This is a genomic window from Hymenobacter sp. BRD67 (assembly GCF_013256425.1).
Lineage (GTDB): Bacteria > Bacteroidota > Bacteroidia > Cytophagales > Hymenobacteraceae > Hymenobacter.
In genome coordinates, this window is record NZ_CP053904.1 from 2,629,844 (window position 1) to 2,646,993 (window position 17,150).

The following is a 17,150-nucleotide window of genomic DNA, read 5'->3' on the forward strand; positions in this document are numbered from 1 at the left end:
ACCCCCTAATGGTGCAGCATGTGCCCGATGCGGGTGCTGGCCAGCGTGAGTACGCCGCCCCAGAGCACGGCGCTCCAGAGCATGTGCAGCAGGATGCGCTGGCGCGGTACGCCCAGCAGCGTGGCAATGACGGTGCCGCCGATGGGCGAAAGCAAAACAGGCGTGAGAAAAGCAATACCGCCCATCCCGAAGCGCTTAAATACTTTTATAATATTGCGCGAGCGCTTGGAAAACACCGGCACCCGGCGCAGGCGGCGCTGCTGCTGCCGGTGCAGCACCCAGGTGCGGCCCACCCCCGAGATAATAAATACGCTCGTCATCATGCCCGCCACCGTGAGGCCCAGCGTGGGCCAAAATCCCAGGCCCATCTTGCTGCCCGCCAGCGGGCCGCCCAGAAACTTTATCGTGCTAAGCAGGAAAACGGTGGCAAGTTTCATAGCAAAGTGTAACACCGGCGCAGAATAATGAAAATCGACGGCTAATACAGTAAAAATGCGGCGAGCAGACTTGCAAACATACCTTGTTTCGTCCAAGCTGGTTTCTTTGTCGTTAAAAGCCGACCCACCCACTGTTAATGAAAATGCAACTTCCGGGCCGCTTTTAGCAGGGCTAAATCTTGCTGCCGAAGGCCAGGTCGCCGGCATCGCCGAGGCCGGGAACAATGTAGGCCTGCTCATTGAGCTTCTCATCGACGGCGGCTACCCAGAGCGTTGCCTCGGGTATTTCGCGCATTACGTAGGCGACGCCTTCGGGCGAGGCAATAACGGCCGCGATGTGCACCTGACGCGGCGTGCCGAAGCGCAGCATGGCCCGGTAGGTTTGCACCAGGCTTTTGCCGGTGGCCAGCATGGGGTCGGCCAGGATGAGCACGCGCTCGTCGAGGCGCGGGGCGGTGAGGTAGTCGAGCTGCACCTGCACCTGGGCCGTGCCCTCGATGCGGTAGGCCGCCGCAAACGCGCTTGGCGACTGGTCAAAGTAATTCAGGAAGCCCTGGTGAAAGGGCAGGCCGGCCCGCAGCACAGTCGCCAACACGGGAAAATCGCGCAGCAATTGACTGGCAGCTTCGCCGAGCGGCGTTTTTATGGCCTGCGGCGTGTAGCTGAGCTGGGCGCTGATGCGGGTAGCAATAATTTCGCCCAGCCGCTGAAGGTTACGCCGAAAGCGCAAACTGTCTTTTTGAATATCCACGTCGCGCAGCTCGGCCAAAAAATGATTGGCAATGCTGGGCTCGGCGCATACTACCCGCAGGCGTTCGGGGACCGTGGCAGCGGCCGGAACCAAGGCATCGAAAGAGGTTAGAGACGCATCCATGTTGGAAACCAGGTTTTTTGGGTAAAAGTCAGGGCAGGATATGATACGGGCCGTGCCCCGAAGTTGGCAAAGAAACGGGCGACACCCGGCAAAGTACCGCCTTCAAAATCGAAGACCTGCCCGGCCCGGCCCGCGTGCCGGCGCAGGGCATCGTCGAGCAGCAGCATAGGCGCCTTGGCGGCCCGCCCGGCCGGCGATACCGCCGCAAACAGGTAAATAACGCCCGCCGCGTGCCGAATAAACAGCGCCCCGGCTAGTAGCTCATTGGTGTCGGGGGCGCGAACCTGCCGCACTTCGGCTGCCCCGCGCGCCTGCGCCGCCTGCACCAGGCGGCGCAGGTGCACGTAGTGCCGCGGGTGCAGGCCCGTGTCGGCGGGACCGCGATACGACAAGAACAAATATATTATTTCTTCTATATTATAGCTTTCTGTTACGTACAGTGGCTGGGGCAGCTGCTGATTTTTGCGTAGTCGGCGGCGATACTCTGCCGTGTAGCCTTGCAGCAGCTCGGGGTAGCTGGCCTCCAGGCTCAGGTGATACGTGAGGCGCTCGGCGGCGGTAAAGCCCGGTGGCAGCGCCGGCAGCCTGGTAGCAGGGGCCAGCTGCTGGTAGAAGGAAAAGCAGGTTTGCCGAATAAAAGGCAGGTAATCGGCCAGCTCGCGGTACTGGCTGGCGGGCGTCAGCACCAGGCCCAGCTGCTGCGTAAACAGCGGCTGGTACCCCACCCGGCCCCACGGCCGCCACTTGGTGGGCAGCGGCAGCAGCGAGCGGTAGTCGCCGGCCGGCCCCAGCTCTACTACGGCGGCCCAGCGGCCGGCCGTGGCACGCAGCCACCACGCCTGAACATAGGCCGGCGCGCCGGGGCTGGCCGCCACGCAGGCATCCCAGCGCACAAGGTCGAGGTCAGAAAACTGGAGCAGACGCAGCACGGTAGCGGGGCGGCCGGGTACAAGCCGCGGCCAAAGGTCGGGGCCAAAAGCCGGGGCGGCCGCGGCCGACGTAAATTTGTGCAGCCTGCCCCCTTTCGGGTAGTTTTCTGGTTGATGAAATCCTACCTGTATCTGCTCTTACTTGCTCTGGCTGGCCCGCTCGCGGCCCAGACCACTCAGCCGGCCGCCACGCCCCAGCCAGGCTCGGCCAACTGGTACATTTTCAATCAGCCCATCCCGGAAAATGCAAAGGGCGACAAGCCGGTTACGAAAGAGCCGAAAGCCGACCGGCCGGTACGCGAAGCGCGCCCAACCCAACCGTTGGTGCTGGACGAGCCGGCCCGCCGGGTGCCGCCCCGTGCCGCCCGGGCCAGCGAAGCCACTACGCCCGAGCTTTACCAAGGCCCGCTTTACGTGCCGCTCGACCCAAATACCTACCGGCTGCTCGACCGCTACGCTATTAAGTACGGGCCCGACTCGCTGCAAGACCCGCACACCAGCGTGCGGCCCTACACCCGCTCGGCGGCGGGGCACCTCGGCGAGCGCCTGCTGAACGACGGGGCCGGCCTCTCGGCCGCCGACCGGTTCAATGCGCAGTACCTGACCCAGGACAACTGGATGTTTTCGGCCCCTGGTGATAGCCTGAACCATAGCCAGCGGCCTTTTCTGACGTATTTCTACCGCGACCAGACTGACCTCTACCACGTTCAGACCAAAGACTTTGCCTTGCGCATCAATCCCGTCCTGCTGCTGCAAGCTGGGAAAGATGGCGGCGAAAACAGCCTCAGTGGCCTGCGCTACGTGAACACGCGGGGCGCGTCCTTTGAAGGCCTGATTGACCAGCGGCTGGGCTTTTACGGCTTTCTGACCGACAACCAGGAGGCCGTACCGGGCTGGGTGCAGGCCCAGATTCGGCGCGACAACATTGTGCCCCACGAAGGCTACTGGAAGGATTATAAGACGCCGGGTGGCAGTGCCTACGACTTCTTTACGGCCCGTGGCGGCATCACCTACGCGGCTACCCCGCACATCAGCGTGCAGCTGGCCCACGACCGCAATTTTATCGGTAATGGCTACCGCTCACTCATTCTGAGCGATTACAGCTCGCCCTATTTTTTCCTGAAGCTCAATACGCGCATCTGGAAATTCAACTACCAGAATATTTTTGCGGAGCTGACGGCCCGCCGCAGCATCAGCGGGGCCGACTCGCTCTACCCGAAGAAATACCTGGCGCTGCACCACCTCAGCCTCGATGTGACCAATAACTTTAACATCGGCGTATTTGAGTCGGAGGTATCGGGCGGGGCGGGCCGCGGGCTGGAGCTGCAATACCTGAACCCGGTCATATTTTACCGCGCCATTGAGCAGCAGGTCGGCTCGACCGACAATGCGCTGCTGGGCCTCGACTTCAAGTGGAATATCAAGCACCGCGCCCAGCTCTACGGCCAGCTGGTGCTCGACGAGTTTAAGCTAAGCGAAATACGCGCCGGCGACGGCTGGTGGAGCAATAAGCAGGCCGTGCAGCTCGGCGGCAAGCTGCTCGACCTGGGCGGCATCCGCAACCTCGACCTGCAGGTCGAATTCAACTATATCCGGCCCTACACCTACCAGCACGAGAGCGTGTACACGGCCTACGAGCAATACCAGCAGCCGCTGGCCCACCCTATGGGTGCCAACCTGGCCGAAATACTGGCCGTGCTCAGCTATCAGCCCCTGCCCCGCCTCAACCTGGTGGCCAAGGCCTTCTATACCAAGCAAGGCCTTGACTTCACCTACAGCCCGGTGGGCCAGCCCGTGCCGCACAGCGATTACGGCTCCAACCCTCTACAGCCCTACAACAACCGGCCGGTAGATGCGGCCGGCAAGCTTATCGACTACGGCTACCGGGTGGGCGACGGCAATACCAGCCACCTGCTGCACACCGACCTCACGGCTACCTACCAGCCGCGCCTCAACCTGTTTATTGATGCCACGCTCATCGTGCGGCACCAATCTATAGTTCAGCCCATTAGCTATCCCAGCGGCGGCGGTATTGGCAATGGCACCGAGGTATATCCATCGGTGGCACTGCGCTGGAACATCGCCCAGCGCCTGAATGAGTTTTAACTAGTAAATAATATATATTATTTACTAGTTAAACGAGGCAGCTTTTACCTACCATTTTTCTGTGAAAACCTACCTCCGCCTGCTGAGCTTCTCGCGGCCCTACGCCGACTTCGTGCCGCTGTATGCGCTGTATGCCACGCTGGGTATCGTGTTCGGCATTGCCAACTTCACCCTGGTTATTCCGCTGCTCAATGTGCTGTTTGGCACCACGGCGGCGCACGTGGCCGGGGCCCCGGCGGCCATGCCGGCCTTTGCGCTCTCGCTTACGTTTATCAAGCAGCTATTCGATTTCTTTTTCAGCCGCATGCTGCTGCTGCACGGCAAGCAGGGCACGCTGGCATTTGTATGCGGCCTGATTATCGTATCGGTATTCCTAAGCAACGTATTTCGCTACCTCGGCGGGCGGCTGCTGGCGCGGGTGCGGGCGCGGGTGGTGCGCAACGTGCGCGGCGCGCTCTTCGGGCGCATCACGGAGCTGGAGCTGGGCTATTTCTCGAATGAGCGCAAGGGTGACCTCATCTCGCACCTCACCAATGACGTGCAGGAGGTGGAAATATCGGTGGTAAACACACTCACGGCCGTGTTTAAGGAACCGCTCAACATCGTGGGCATTTTTGTGCTGCTGTTTTCGATGTCGGCCCGGCTCACCTTGTTTTCGCTGGTGCTGCTGCCTGTCTCGGGGGCATTATTGCCAGCGTATCGAAGCGCCTGCGCCGCCACGCCACCATCAGCCAGACCACCCTGGGCGCCATGCTCTCGGTGATTGAGGAAACCCTGGGCGGCATGCGCGTGGTAAAAGCCTTCAATGCCCGGGCGTATGTATTCGGCAAGTTTCAGTTTCAGAACGACTTGTATGCCCGCACCACGCAGGCCATCGACAACACGCGCGACCTGGCTTCGCCGTTCTCCGAGTTTGCGGGCGTAACGGTGGTGGCGGGCCTGCTTTACTACGGCGGCTCGCTGGTGCTGAGCGGCCAGGCCGAGCTGTCAGCAGCATCGTTTATTACCTATATTATATTATTTTCCCAGATTCTGACGCCGGCCAAGTCGTTGTCGGGGCATTCAGCAACATTCAGCGGGGGCTGGTGGCGGGCGGGCGGGTGCTGAGCATTATTGATACTGAGCCCAGCATCCGCGACCGGCCCAATGCCATCGCACTGCCGCCCTTTCACGAGCAGGTGGAGCTGCGCAACGTGAGCTTTCACTACGGCGACGTGCCGGTGCTCTACGACCTCAACCTGACCGTGAAAAAAGGCCAGACCATTGCCCTCGTTGGCCCCAGCGGCGGCGGCAAAAGCACGCTGGCCGACCTGCTGCCGCGCTTTTACGACCCCAGCGCCGGGCAGGTGCTCATCGATGGCCACGACGTGCGCGACTGCACGCTGTACTCGGTGCGCGCCCAGATGGGCATTGTGACGCAGGAAAGCATTCTATTTAACGACACCATTTATAACAACATCAAGTTCAACACCGAAGCCTCTGAGGAGGAGATAATTGCAGCTGCCAAAACGGCCAATGCCCACGACTTTATTATGGCTTCGCCCGATGGCTACCAGACTACCATCGGGGACCGGGGCGGGCGGCTTTCGGGTGGGCAGCGGCAGCGCCTGAGCATTGCGCGGGCCATTCTGCGCAACCCGCCCATTCTTATTCTCGATGAAGCCACGTCGGCCCTCGATACCGAAAGCGAAAAGCTGGTGCAGGAAGCCCTCACGCGCCTCATGGCCTCGCGCACCTCGCTCGTGATTGCCCATCGCCTCAGCACCGTGCGCCACGCCGACGAGATTATCGTGCTCCAGCACGGCCGCATTGTGGAGCGGGGCACCCACGACGACCTGCTGCTGCGCGAAGGCGGCCTTTACCAGCGCCTCAGTCAGCTGCAAACCAACGCGGCGCTCGTATAACGGCCCGCGCCCGGCACCCGATTGGGTCGCTATCTTTCGGCACTCACCTTCTTTCCCTCTTTCGCCATGCTTTTTCTCAAACGCATTGTCACCGTGCTGGCCCTGGTTTATTTGCTGCTGGCACTCCTGATTCTGTTCTTTCCCTTCGTGCGCACCTCGACGGTCAATATCTTCAGCATCTACAGCCAGACGATGGAGATTAACTTACTGCTGGGCTTTGCCTGGGCTAGCGTAGTGGTCGTGACGCTGCTGCTCATTTTTGAGAATATTGATAGTAGCCTGTTGCGCCGGAGCGTGACCCAGCAAGACCATAAAATTAATGAGCTGAAAGCGCAGCTCTACGACGTAAAGAAGCCGCTTGCGCCGCCGACTAACGGCCCGGCCGCCCCTTACCCTACGGCCTACGACGCACCGCCCACTATCCCACCTACCACCTACTAGCTTAGTTTCCCCGCTTGCACCTCCCCGACCTCATCCGCGCCGAGCTAACCGAAGCCCGCAGCGTTCTCGACCGCTTTCTGGCCGATGATGCCAACCTGGCCCGCATCGCCGAGGCCGCCGAGCTAATTGCCACCAGCCTCCGGAATGGCGGTAAAGTACTCACCTGTGGCAACGGCGGCAGCCTCTGCGATGCTCAGCACTTTGCCGAAGAGCTGACCGGCCGCTACCGCCAGGACCGCCCCGCCCTAGCCGCCATCGCTCTCACCGAAGCCTCGCACATGAGCTGCGTGGCCAACGATTTTGGGTTCGATTTTGTGTTCAGCCGCTTTGTGCAGGCGCTGGGCCGGCCCGGCGACGTGCTGCTGGCCATCAGCACCAGCGGCAACTCGCCCAATATTCTCAACGCCGCCGAGGCTGCCCGCGCTGCTGGAATGAGCGTAGTAAGCCTCACCGGCAAAGACGGCGGGCAGCTCGCTGGCCTGAGCGACGTGGAGATACGCGTGCCGCACTTTGGCTTCGCCGACCGTATTCAGGAAGTGCATATCAAGGCAATCCACATCATGATTATGCTGATTGAGAAGCTCGTGGCCTGACTATAGCCCGAAACTTATAATTCATCTTGTGTTCACTTTGTCTGGTATCACGTTCTTTTGCAGGCAACAATTGTTATACTGCAACCTATGCTAACCAAAACCTACGGCTCGGCCGTGCAGGGTGTCAATGCTTATACCATTACCATTGAGGTAGTTGTCACGGCCGGCACGCTATTCTACGTAGTGGGCCTGCCCGATAATGCCATTAAGGAGAGTCAGCAGCGCATCGAGTCGGCCCTAAAGCTGCGGGGCTACCGCATGCCCCGCACCAAAGTAGTGGTGAATATGGCCCCGGCCGATATCCGCAAGGAAGGGGCAGCCTACGACCTGCCCATCGCGCTGGGTATTCTGCACGCCTCGCAGCAGCTGAATACCGAAACTCTGGGCCACTATATCATTATGGGCGAGTTGTCGCTTGATGGCGCTCTACGTCCCATCAAGGGCGTGCTGCCGATTGCCATTCAGGCCCGCAAGGAAGGCTTCAAAGGCATTATCCTGCCCAAAGAAAATGCGCAGGAGGCGGCCATCGTCAATAACCTCGATGTGATTCCGGTTGAGACGATGCAGCAGGCTATCGACTTCTTCGAAGGGCGCCAGGTAATTGAGCCCGTGCGGATTGATACCCGCGACATATTTCAGCACAGCGCCAACCAGTACGCCGCCGATTTTGCCGATGTGCAGGGCCAGGAAAACATCAAGCGGGCCCTGGAAATCGCGGCGGCCGGCGGCCACAATGTGATTATGATAGGCCCGCCCGGCGCGGGCAAAACGATGCTGGCCAAGCGCTTACCTACTATATTACCGCCGCTGAATATGCAGGAAGCACTCGAAACCACCAAGATTCATTCGGTGGCCGGCAAGCTGGGCACGGGTCAGGGCCTACTGAATCAGCGGCCGTTTCGGGCTCCGCACCACACTATTTCGGACGTGGCGCTGGTGGGCGGCGGCAGCAACCCGCAGCCGGGCGAAATCTCCCTTTCGCATAACGGCGTGCTGTTTCTTGATGAGCTGCCCGAGTTTAAGCGCACCGTATTGGAGGTGATGCGCCAGCCGCTGGAAGAGCGCCGCGTCACGATTTCGCGGGCCAAGGTCAGTATCGACTTTCCGGCCAATTTTATGCTCATTGCCAGCATGAATCCGTGCCCGTGCGGCTATTACAACCACCCCGACAAAGAATGCGTGTGCGGGCCCGGCGTGGTACAGAAATACCTCAACAAGGTATCGGGCCCGCTGCTCGACCGCATCGACCTGCACGTGGAGGTGACGCCCGTCACGTTTGACCAGATGACGGAGACGCGCAAGGCCGAAACCAGCCACGACATTCAGCAGCGCGTAGAGCAGGCGCGGGCCGTACAAACCAAGCGCTTCGCCGAACAAGCTGATATTCATTCCAATGCCATGATGCCTTCGCAGATGGTAAAGGACATTTGCCAGATAAGCCAGGCCGGACGTACCCTACTCAAGACGGCGATGGAGCGCCTCGGCCTAAGTGCCCGTGCCTACGACCGCATCCTGAAAGTAGCCCGCACTATCGCCGATTTGGCTGGCACTGAGGAGATTCAGATTCAGCACCTGGCCGAGGCTATTCAATACCGGAGCCTGGACCGGGAAGGCTGGGCCGGGTAGCGGGTATGATGGCTATCGGCGTACTTTGTAGCATGGCTCAGCTTTTGCACCCTGATTGCAGACGAATATTCCCGGATTGATTAGGCATCTATTATATATAGGAGTTACGCAGTTAGTTGCGCGAATTAAATTTGGACATGAACAAGCCGAAGGTTGCAGCCGAGGAATACATTCAGTTTTTGGTTGCCAGCCCGGCAGCGGTGAGCGGTACGGAAGCCGCCCGCGTCCATGCCGGGCCGCTGGTAGCCCATGACGCCTACACGCGCCTGCTGCACCGGCTCGAACCCGACGCGGCCGCCTTGTGGCAGGAAGCACAGGGCCTGGTTACCCCGGCCACGGGCGTGTTGGTGCTCGACGACACGACACTCGACAAGCCCTATGCCCACCATATGGGCTTGGTTACGCGCCACTGGTCGGGCAAGCATCACGCCGTCGTGCAGGGCATTAACCTGCTCACCCTCTTGTGGAGCGACGGGCAGGCGTTGGTGCCAGTGGACTACCGCCTCTACGACAAAGCGACGGACGAGCTGACCAAAAATGACCATTTCCAGCTCCTGCTGCACGCGGCCCGACAGCGGGGCATTGCGCCACGCTGCGTACTCTTTGACAGTTGGTACGCGAGTCTGGCCAACCTCAAGCAAGTGCGGGCCCTGGGCTGGTCTTGGCTGACGCGCCTCAAGCGCAACCGGCGCGTCAATCCCGACGGGCAAGGCTTGCGCCCGCTCCACGACTGTGCCCTGGCCGCAGGCGGGCAGCGCGTTTGGCTCCAGGGCTACGGCTTTGTGCGCGTCTTCCGGTTCGCGGCCCCAGACGGCGGCACGGAAGACGCGGAGTACTGGGCCAGCAGCGACCCGGACCTGCCCGAGGAGCAACGGGCGCCGCTGGCGGCCTTGGCTTGGGGCATTGAGCACTACCACCGAGGCCTGAAGCAGTGCTGTGGCGTAGAGAAAGCGCAGGTGCGTGCTGCCCGCGCCCAGCGCAATCACATCGGGTGCGCGCTGCGGGCCTTTTTGCGTTTGGAAGCCCAGCGCTTGCGCACCGGCCGAAGCTGGTACGAAGCCAAAAAGCAACTCCTGCGCGAGGCTATCCGAACCTACTTGGCGAACCCTGTTTACATTTTGCAGCAGGCAACTGCGTAAGTCCTAATATAAATAAACTAATCATATAACCAAATAATCAATTTTTATTTCCAGTTGACCTGCCTGCCGACCTCGACCAGCAGTTTGGCCCCGATGCCCGTGTATAAATCCCTTGTTAAGCCGCTGCTTTTTAAGCTCGATGCCGAGCAGGCGCATCATCTGGTTTTTGATAACCTGAAGCGGGTGGCCCGCCTGCCCGGCACGGCCGCCTTGCTACGGGGCCTCTACCACTACCACCACCCTTCTCTGGAGCGCGAGGTGTTCGGCCTCAAATTTCCAAACCCAGTGGGCCTGGCGGCGGGCTTTGATAAGAATGCGCTGCTGACCGATGAGCTGGCGACGCTGGGCTTTGGCTTTGTAGAGATTGGCACCGTGACGCCCCGGCCCCAGCCCGGCAACCCGCGCCCGCGCCTATTTCGGCTGCCCCAGGACGAAGCACTCATCAACCGCATGGGCTTCAATAACGATGGGGCCGCTGCCGTGGCGGCGCGCTTGCGGCAGCGCACCAACCCTCAGCTTATCATCGGCGGCAACATCGGCAAGAATAAAGACACACCCAATGAGCGGGCGGGCGACGACTACGCAGCCGCGTTTGAGATGCTGGCTGAGGTGGTCGATTACTTTGTGGTCAACGTGAGCTCGCCAAATACGCCGGGCCTGCGCGAGCTGCAGGATAAAAAGCCGCTTATCCGCCTGTTGCAGCAGGTGCAGGAGCAAAACATGCGCCGGGCCGTACCGCGCCCGCTGCTGCTCAAAATCGCACCCGACCTCACCGATGCGCAGCTCGACGACATCCTGGAAATCGCGCGCGAAACCATGCTGAGTGGCCTGGTAGCAACGAATACCACCATTTCCCGCACCGGTCTGGCTACCCCGGCCACGCAGGTGGAGACTCTTGGGGCAGGTGGCCTCAGCGGCCGGCCCCTGCGCCAACGGGCTACCGAAGTTATTGCCTACCTGCACCGCCGCAGCCAAGGCGCATTGCCCATTATCGGCGCGGGCGGCATTCACTCGGCTGCCGATGCGCTCGAAAAGCTGGCTGCCGGCGCCACGCTGGTGCAGCTCTATACCGGCTTTATTTACGAAGGCCCCGCCCTGGTAAGCCGTATCAACCAACAGCTGGCGCGGCCTGCATAATATGTTTATAAATCAATGTATTACGCAGGCCGAGCCAGCTGCCGCCGGTGCTGGCTCCATCCGGACCCGCTACTACTTCGGCGGGGCGCTGGCCGTGAACAAAATCGGGGCTTGTAACGCCGGCTTACCCATTAGAGTGGCGGCACCAACACGAGGGAGCCCGCGAAAATTCCAGGCCAAGGCTCAGGGGCAGCTGGGGCCAAACTAAGCACTATTTTCGGTGCCCAGGGCGCCCCGGCTTAGAGCTTCACGCCTAGTTTCAGCTCAATGACATCGGCCGTAGCGCGGTGCGCTTTAAGGTCGACATCAACAAACAACAAATTAGTTAGCTGATACTTAAGCCCGATACGCTCGTAGTAGAAGGGGTTTGATTTGTAGGGATTGTACACGTAAAAGCCCAGGTGCGTCACCATTGCTAACCGCCCGAACAACAATTCGTGGCCCACGAAAGCGCTGGCTTTTTTGACGTCGGGCAGGTGGTCCTGGCTGCGGGCAGTATCGCGCAGCACGGCCGCCAGCGACCGGTCGTCGAAGCCTTCTATACCTAGCAGCAAATTGCTTTTACGGTTTACGCGCCGGCCCACGGCCAGCGTTACCGAGCTTACAGGGTAGTGCCTGGGGTCGCCCCCCGTGCGCTGCTTATAGCCCAGGCTGGCGCTGATATTAAAAAAAGTGCGCCCGATATCGGTGGGGTCGGGTGCCATGGTGGTGGGCGTAGGCACGGGGCGCTGCTGGTAGTAATTGAGGCCCAGCAGCAGCGTGGGCAGGTTGATGCCAAAGTTGGGCTTGGCCGAGCCCCCATTGGAGTAATGATTGAGTCCCAGGCCCATAAGCAACCCCAGGTGCTGGCTTAGGGCTACATCGTACTCCAGCCGCATTTGCAGCGTGGCGTTGAGGGCCGAGCTGACGAAGGTATTCTTGCGGTTGGTATAGAGGTCGTAGTGCTGCGGAAAATACGCCAGCCCGGTACCCAGCCGAAAGCTCAGGTCGTGGCGAGCCGTGCGCCTGATAGCCTTGCTCAGGTAAACCGAGGCCGCGTAACTCTGCCCCAGTATCGGGTTATGGTAGTCGTAGTACACCAGCGCCAGCCCCACTTTGGGGTACTTGTACCAGCTATGCCAGGGCGCGGCCCCGGTAGTCTGGCGCTGCACGTTCAGCTCAAAGCCGGTTGGGTGGGAGGCCACCAGGTGGCTAACGGGCCGCGTATGGTTGATAATTATAGCCCCCTGCGCGTAGGCCCCCAAAATAAATTTCTCGGGCAAAGCCTGCTTTACCGAATCAGCTACCGGAAGCTTCTGCGCCAGGCCAGGCAGGGCCGATGTAAGGCTGCTGAACAGCAATACCCCACTAACTACATAATACTTAACGAGCTGCAAAGCCCGACGAAACCAGCGCATAGGAAAGCAAGCTAATCAGCGCCAAAGCTACGCCGGCCCAGGGTGCCCTCCGACCTCCACAAAAAGAAATCAAAATTTCCTCAACATGTAACCCTCGCCCCGCCAGGCTAAGTATAAGGCGCATTCCCGGCCACCTCACTCCTATTTATTCTATTCTTAGCCGGCCAGGGTCTATTAATCAATCTTTCAGACATGAAAAAAGTACTTCTTTCCCTCGCACTTCTAGCTGGCTTTGCCGGCACGGCCAATGCGCAGAGCGGCGTTCTCAAGTATGGTGTTAAAGGTGGCTTCAGCCTCAGCTCCTATTCTGGCTCCGAGGCAGGTGACGTCACCTTCAAGCCCGGATTTACGGCTGGTGCGCTCATTAACTACGGGTTTTCGGACCTGATATCACTTCAGGTGGAAGCCCTTTATTCTCAAAAGGGTGCGCTGGTACAGAACTATAGTACAGCAGCCACAACCAATAATACCCAGTTCCGCTCTACTGTTCAATACATTGACGTACCTGTCCTGGCTAAATTCACGACGGGCGAAAACGGCAAAGGCTTGTTCTTTGAAGTAGGCCCACAAGCCAGCTTTCTAGTAGCTACCCGCGATTTTACCCGCCCTAAAGATGCTGGTGCAGGCAGCTCACAGGAAGTAGAAATCAACACGGATACAAACCACCTCAACAAAGTGGCTATTGGCTACGTTGGCGGTATCGGCTACCAGCTTACCAGCGGCCTTGGCCTTGGCATTCGCTACACCGGTGACTTCTCCAATGTCTATAAGGATGGTATCAACCCGCTTCCGGGCGTGACCACCACCAACAATTTCCGTAATTCAGTATTCCAGTTCCAGGTACACTACCTGTTTGGTGGCAAAAGCTAGGCTTTAGCCAGTACAGCACTGCTTACAGCACAAAAAACCGGCTCCTTAAAGGGAGTCGGTTTTTTTGTGCTGCTTTAAAAGCCGGGGCTACCTTTGCAGCCTATCTTAATTTCCTCTTCACCTCCCGCCTGATGAAAAAAGCTTTTCTCTCCCTTGGCCTACTGGCCGGAATTTCAGTTGCCGCTCAAGCGCAGACTGCCAGATTTGGTATAAAGGCCGGTGCCTCGCTCAGCAGCTGGACGGGCAGCGATGCCGGTGCCACAGCTACCAAACTGGGATTTCATGCTGGCCTAGTCGCCAACTTTGGGTTGAATGAGATGATTTCTATTCAGCCGGAGCTGCTGTACTCCATGAAAGGTGGCCAGGACGATACCAACAGTAACAACCGCGTCAATCTAAATTACGTGGATATTCCGATATTAGCGAAGGTGGCAACTGGCGCAACTGGCTTATTTTTTGAGCTTGGCCCCCAGGTAGGCTTTCTGGCTTCCGCTACCAACAAGACCAGTAGCAGCTCAACCGATGTAAAAGACTCATTTAAAGGGGTGGATTTTGGCTATGCTGCCGGCGTCGGCTTTCAGGTTGCCAGCGGCCCAATGGTAGGGTTACGCTATAATGGTGGATTTACCAATATAGTTAAGGATATAACTATTGCAAATACGACCATTCAGACGAACCTTAAAAACAGCGCGTTTCAGCTCTATATGGGCTATATATTTGGTGGCAAATAATACTTTCAACCACCACCTAAAAAGCCGGCTCTCCTGGGAGAGCCGGCTTTTTAGCGGCCGTAGCTTTGCCCCGGAACCATTCCTCTTTACTTATCGAATGAAAAAATCCATTATCATGCTGCTAGCGCTGGTATTGGGCCTGAGCACCGCTGCTCAGGCGCAGTATCGCGGGCGTGGCGGCAATGTATCGCTGGGTATCAAGGCCGGCGCAGCGCTCACCAGCTTTGTGGGCAAAGACACCCAAACCCCTAGTGGGAACAGTGGATATGACTATCGTCTTGGCTTTCAGGCAGGTGTATTCGCTAATATTGGCTTTTCCAAGCTGTTTGCCTTTCAGCCCGAGCTGCTATACTCACAAAAGGGAGCGAGCGTACGCGACGTTGTTGATACGCGTACCCGTTTGAATTACCTTGACGTGCCGCTGGCCTTCCATGTCAATACCGATGGCTTCTTCTTCGAAGCAGGCCCCCAGGTTGGCTTCCTGCTAGCTGCCAAGAATGAGTCAGGCAGTACGTCGGTCGATGTAAAAGACGCTTATAAGCAGGTTGATTTTGGCTACCTGGCCGGCCTCGGCTACCAGCTCAAGCACGGCTTGGGCATCGGCCTGCGCTACAATGGTGCCTTCACAAACTTTCCGGTTTCAAATACCATTGGCAACGTTACGGTGCAGCCTCGGGCACGCAACAGCACGTTTCAACTGTACGCAACGTACTCCTTTAATTAACAGCGCCTGAACCGGCGCTTCCTTTATAAAGGCCCGGCTTCCCAGACAGGAGGCCGGGCCTTTGGTGATTATTAATGAATTTATAATGAAGAAACCTCGTGGTAATGAACAGAGTATAACGCCAGCCGGGCCAAACGTTACGATGCTGTCCGGAAATTAACTATTTTTTACTATATAATGAAAAAATCATTCTTCACGCTGGCTCTGCTTGTCGCTACGGCTAGTGCGGCCTATGCTCAAACGCCCGCCAATACGGTAGGCATTACCCTGGGCTACGGCCGCACCAATCTTCGGGACAGCGGTCCCTACTCCTCGGTAAACCACTCGGCTTACCAGGCCGGCCTGAATGCCGATGTTTATTTTAGCGAGTCGTTCTCTTTTCACCCCGAAGCACTATACACGCTGCAGTACTTCGACTCCAATAATACCGACCTGAGCCGCGACATCTCTTACATCAACGTGCCGCTGCTGGCCCGTGTGCACGCCAAAGGGCTGTTTTTTGAGGCTGGACCGGAAGTAAATTTCGCACTGACCGCTAAAAACGAAGCCGGCAATGACGTAAAAAGCGACGTTAACCCCGTAGTGCTCGATTATATACTGGGCCTGGGCTATCAGTTGGGCACCGGTCTTTCCATTGGCCTCCGCTATGACGGCGGAGCGACCAACGTCTTTAAAAACAATACCGTTAATAACGTAACGTTTGGCACCAACAGCCTGAAGTCGAATACGTTCTGGGTGAACCTAGCTTATTCGTTCGGGAAATAACTCCCTTGGCGCCCACAAAAAAGGTGCGTTGCCCAGCCGGGCGACGCACCTTTTTTGTGGGCGTGGAATGGTAGCCGCCTATTTCAGCAGCGCCGCGTACTCGCGGTAAAACTCGGGAATGGTTTCGATGCCTTTCAGGAAATTGAAGACCCCGAAGTGCTCGTTGGGCGAGTGGATGGCGTCGCTGTCCAGCCCAAAGCCCAGTAGTACCGAGTCGAGCCCAAGCTCGCTCTTGAACATAGCCACGATGGGGATGGAGCCGCCGCCGCGCGTGGGCACCGGCTTTTTACCAAACGTAGTTTCGAGCGCCTTGGCGGCGGCGCGGTAAGCGGCCGAGTCGGTGGGTGTCACCACGGGCTCGCCGCCGTGGTGGGGCGTTACTTTCACCGTAATGCCGGCCGGTGCAATGCTTGTAAAGTGCATCTGAAACAGGGCGGTAATCTCGTCGCTGGTTTGGTGCGGCACCAGGCGCATCGAGATTTTGGCGTAGGCCTTACTGGCGATTACCGTTTTGGCGCCCTCGCCCGTGTAGCCGCCCCAGATGCCGTTTACGTCGAGCGTGGGCCGGATGCTGGTGCGCTCGGGCGTGCTGTAGCCAGCCTCACCCACGGCGGCGGGCAGCCCGATGCTCTGCTTAAATTCTTCTTCCGAAAACGGCGCCTGGGCCATTTCGGCGCGCTCAGCGGCGCTCAGCTCATCCACATTGTCGTAAAAGCCGGGGATAGTGATGTGGCGGTTTTTATCGTGCAGGCTGCTAATCATGTCGCAGAGCGCGTTGATGGGGTTCATCACGGCGCCGCCGTAGAGGCCCGAGTGCAGGTCGCGGTTGGGGCCGGTTACCTCCACCTCGTGGTAGCTGAGGCCACGCAGGCCCACTTCGATGCTCGGTACGTCGTTGGCCAGGATGCCGGTATCGGAGATGAGAATGACGTCGGCCTGCAGCTTCTCCTTATTAGCTTTCACGAAGATGCCCAAGTTGTTGGAGCCAACTTCCTCTTCGCCTTCAAACATGAATTTGATGTTGCAGGGCGCGCCCGCTCCGCCGTCGCGCAGCATCATTTCCAGCGCCTTGACGTGCATGTATACCTGGCCTTTATCGTCGCAGGCACCACGGGCGTAAATTTTCTCGTCCTTAATCACCGGCTCAAACGGTGGCGAAGTCCATAGCTCGTAGGGGTCGGCCGGCTGCACATCGTAGTGGCCATATACCAGCACGGTAGGCTTGTCGGGGCCCGAAAAATACTCGGCATATACGATAGGATTGCCGGCCGTGGGGCACAGCTCGACGTTTTGCGCGCCGGCTTCTTCGAGCCTGGCTTTCAGGAAGTCGGCGGCTTTAAGTACATCGCCGTGAAACTTGGGGTCGGCCGAGACGGACGGGATGCGCAGCCAGTCCATTAGCTCTTCGAGAAAGCGATTTTGATGCTGGGTTAGGTAAGCAGGGGCGGGCATAGGCGGGAAAGAATAAAGGGGAGCA

General features: G+C 58.7%; 17 protein-coding genes and 1 pseudogene. 13 read left to right on the forward strand and 5 right to left on the reverse strand.

Going from position 1 to position 17,150, the window contains the following annotated elements:
* Positions 1-5: 5 nt before the first annotated feature.
* From GKZ67_RS12255 to GKZ67_RS12265, 3 genes are all read right to left on the reverse strand, one after another.
* Positions 6-437 carry a hypothetical protein gene (locus GKZ67_RS12255; protein ID WP_173242659.1) on the reverse strand — a complete coding sequence of 144 codons (432 nt, stop codon included), beginning with the start codon at positions 435-437 and terminating at the stop codon, positions 6-8.
* A gap of 172 nt (positions 438-609) precedes the next feature.
* Positions 610-1,311, reverse strand: a complete 702-nt coding sequence (gene upp, locus GKZ67_RS12260) for a uracil phosphoribosyltransferase (protein ID WP_173242661.1) — start codon at positions 1,309-1,311, stop codon at positions 610-612.
* Positions 1,296-2,240, reverse strand: a complete 945-nt coding sequence (locus GKZ67_RS12265) for a GNAT family N-acetyltransferase (protein ID WP_173242663.1) — start codon at positions 2,238-2,240, stop codon at positions 1,296-1,298. The genes upp and GKZ67_RS12265 overlap by 16 nt, the downstream gene beginning before the upstream one ends.
* 114 nt (positions 2,241-2,354) lie before the next feature.
* Here GKZ67_RS12265 and GKZ67_RS12270 point away from each other — a divergent pair, with 114 nt between their 5' ends.
* From GKZ67_RS12270 to GKZ67_RS12300, 9 genes and pseudogenes are all read left to right on the forward strand, one after another.
* Complete coding sequence (locus GKZ67_RS12270) at positions 2,355-4,346, forward strand: capsule assembly Wzi family protein (protein WP_173242665.1); 1,992 nt, start codon at positions 2,355-2,357, stop codon at positions 4,344-4,346.
* A gap of 304 nt (positions 4,347-4,650) precedes the next feature.
* Entirely contained in the window at positions 4,651-5,109 is a 459-nt protein-coding gene (locus GKZ67_RS25175; protein WP_410505073.1) for an ABC transporter transmembrane domain-containing protein, read from the forward strand.
* Positions 5,022-5,453 (forward strand): annotated as a pseudogene (locus GKZ67_RS25180) (ABC transporter transmembrane domain-containing protein); the annotation flags it as partial. The gene GKZ67_RS25175 and the pseudogene GKZ67_RS25180, both read left to right, overlap by 88 nt.
* Complete coding sequence (locus tag GKZ67_RS25185; protein ID WP_410505018.1) at positions 5,432-6,250, forward strand: ABC transporter ATP-binding protein; 819 nt, start codon at positions 5,432-5,434, stop codon at positions 6,248-6,250. The pseudogene GKZ67_RS25180 and the gene GKZ67_RS25185, both read left to right, overlap by 22 nt.
* A gap of 66 nt (positions 6,251-6,316) precedes the next feature.
* Positions 6,317-6,691 carry a hypothetical protein gene (locus tag GKZ67_RS12280; RefSeq protein WP_173242667.1) on the forward strand — a complete coding sequence of 125 codons (375 nt, stop codon included), beginning with the start codon at positions 6,317-6,319 and terminating at the stop codon, positions 6,689-6,691.
* 14 nt (positions 6,692-6,705) lie between these two features.
* Positions 6,706-7,284: a D-sedoheptulose 7-phosphate isomerase gene (gene lpcA, locus GKZ67_RS12285; RefSeq protein WP_173242669.1), complete on the forward strand. Its 579-nt coding sequence runs from the start codon at positions 6,706-6,708 to the stop codon at positions 7,282-7,284.
* Between the two features lie 87 nt (positions 7,285-7,371).
* Complete coding sequence (locus GKZ67_RS12290; RefSeq protein WP_173242671.1) at positions 7,372-8,910, forward strand: YifB family Mg chelatase-like AAA ATPase; 1,539 nt, start codon at positions 7,372-7,374, stop codon at positions 8,908-8,910.
* A 137-nt stretch (positions 8,911-9,047) separates the two neighbouring features.
* A complete protein-coding gene (locus tag GKZ67_RS12295; RefSeq protein WP_173242673.1) occupies positions 9,048-10,049 on the forward strand; it encodes a transposase in 1,002 nt (333 codons plus the stop codon).
* Positions 10,050-10,148: 99 nt separating this feature from the next.
* Entirely contained in the window at positions 10,149-11,186 is a 1,038-nt protein-coding gene (locus GKZ67_RS12300) for a quinone-dependent dihydroorotate dehydrogenase (RefSeq protein ID WP_173242675.1), read from the forward strand.
* 239 nt (positions 11,187-11,425) lie between these two features.
* Here the strand turns inward: GKZ67_RS12300 and GKZ67_RS12305 are convergent, their stop codons facing one another.
* Positions 11,426-12,583, reverse strand: coding sequence for an acyloxyacyl hydrolase (locus GKZ67_RS12305; RefSeq protein WP_173242677.1), 1,158 nt, complete (start codon positions 12,581-12,583; stop codon positions 11,426-11,428).
* A gap of 192 nt (positions 12,584-12,775) precedes the next feature.
* On the opposite strand from GKZ67_RS12305, the gene GKZ67_RS12310 reads away from it, so the two are divergent.
* The 4 genes from GKZ67_RS12310 (at position 12,776) to GKZ67_RS12325 (ending at position 15,673) form a co-directional block, all read left to right on the forward strand.
* Positions 12,776-13,453 (forward strand): porin family protein, encoded by a 678-nt coding sequence (locus GKZ67_RS12310; RefSeq protein WP_173242679.1) that lies wholly within the window; start codon positions 12,776-12,778, stop codon positions 13,451-13,453.
* Positions 13,454-13,584: 131 nt separating this feature from the next.
* Positions 13,585-14,184 carry a porin family protein gene (locus GKZ67_RS12315; protein WP_173242681.1) on the forward strand — a complete coding sequence of 200 codons (600 nt, stop codon included), beginning with the start codon at positions 13,585-13,587 and terminating at the stop codon, positions 14,182-14,184.
* Positions 14,185-14,281: 97 nt separating this feature from the next.
* Positions 14,282-14,908 carry a porin family protein gene (locus tag GKZ67_RS12320; protein ID WP_173242683.1) on the forward strand — a complete coding sequence of 209 codons (627 nt, stop codon included), beginning with the start codon at positions 14,282-14,284 and terminating at the stop codon, positions 14,906-14,908.
* Positions 14,909-15,085: 177 nt separating this feature from the next.
* Positions 15,086-15,673, forward strand: coding sequence for a porin family protein (locus tag GKZ67_RS12325; RefSeq protein ID WP_173242685.1), 588 nt, complete (start codon positions 15,086-15,088; stop codon positions 15,671-15,673).
* Positions 15,674-15,751: 78 nt separating this feature from the next.
* Here GKZ67_RS12325 and GKZ67_RS12330 read toward each other — a convergent pair whose 3' ends face one another.
* Positions 15,752-17,125 (reverse strand): dipeptidase, encoded by a 1,374-nt coding sequence (locus GKZ67_RS12330; RefSeq protein WP_173242687.1) that lies wholly within the window; start codon positions 17,123-17,125, stop codon positions 15,752-15,754.
* Positions 17,126-17,150 lie beyond the last annotated feature (25 nt).

Excerpts from the sequence above, each read along its gene's own strand:
- GKZ67_RS12290 (WP_173242671.1), top strand. The coding sequence starts at position 7,372 with ATGCTAACCAAAACCTACGGCTCGGCCGTGCAGGGTGTCAATGCTTAT.
- GKZ67_RS12255 (WP_173242659.1), bottom strand. The coding sequence starts at position 437 with ATGAAACTTGCCACCGTTTTCCTGCTTAGCACGATAAAGTTTCTGGGC.
- GKZ67_RS12280 (WP_173242667.1), top strand. The coding sequence starts at position 6,317 with ATGCTTTTTCTCAAACGCATTGTCACCGTGCTGGCCCTGGTTTATTTG.
- GKZ67_RS12310 (WP_173242679.1), top strand. The coding sequence starts at position 12,776 with ATGAAAAAAGTACTTCTTTCCCTCGCACTTCTAGCTGGCTTTGCCGGC.
- GKZ67_RS12270 (WP_173242665.1), top strand. The coding sequence starts at position 2,355 with ATGAAATCCTACCTGTATCTGCTCTTACTTGCTCTGGCTGGCCCGCTC.
- GKZ67_RS12325 (WP_173242685.1), top strand. The coding sequence starts at position 15,086 with ATGAAAAAATCATTCTTCACGCTGGCTCTGCTTGTCGCTACGGCTAGT.
- GKZ67_RS25175 (WP_410505073.1), top strand. The coding sequence starts at position 4,651 with ATGCTGCTGCTGCACGGCAAGCAGGGCACGCTGGCATTTGTATGCGGC.
- GKZ67_RS12320 (WP_173242683.1), top strand. The coding sequence starts at position 14,282 with ATGAAAAAATCCATTATCATGCTGCTAGCGCTGGTATTGGGCCTGAGC.
- GKZ67_RS12305 (WP_173242677.1), bottom strand. The coding sequence starts at position 12,583 with ATGCGCTGGTTTCGTCGGGCTTTGCAGCTCGTTAAGTATTATGTAGTT.
- upp (WP_173242661.1), bottom strand. The coding sequence starts at position 1,311 with ATGGATGCGTCTCTAACCTCTTTCGATGCCTTGGTTCCGGCCGCTGCC.
- GKZ67_RS12295 (WP_173242673.1), top strand. The coding sequence starts at position 9,048 with ATGAACAAGCCGAAGGTTGCAGCCGAGGAATACATTCAGTTTTTGGTT.
- GKZ67_RS12330 (WP_173242687.1), bottom strand. The coding sequence starts at position 17,125 with ATGCCCGCCCCTGCTTACCTAACCCAGCATCAAAATCGCTTTCTCGAA.
- GKZ67_RS12315 (WP_173242681.1), top strand. The coding sequence starts at position 13,585 with ATGAAAAAAGCTTTTCTCTCCCTTGGCCTACTGGCCGGAATTTCAGTT.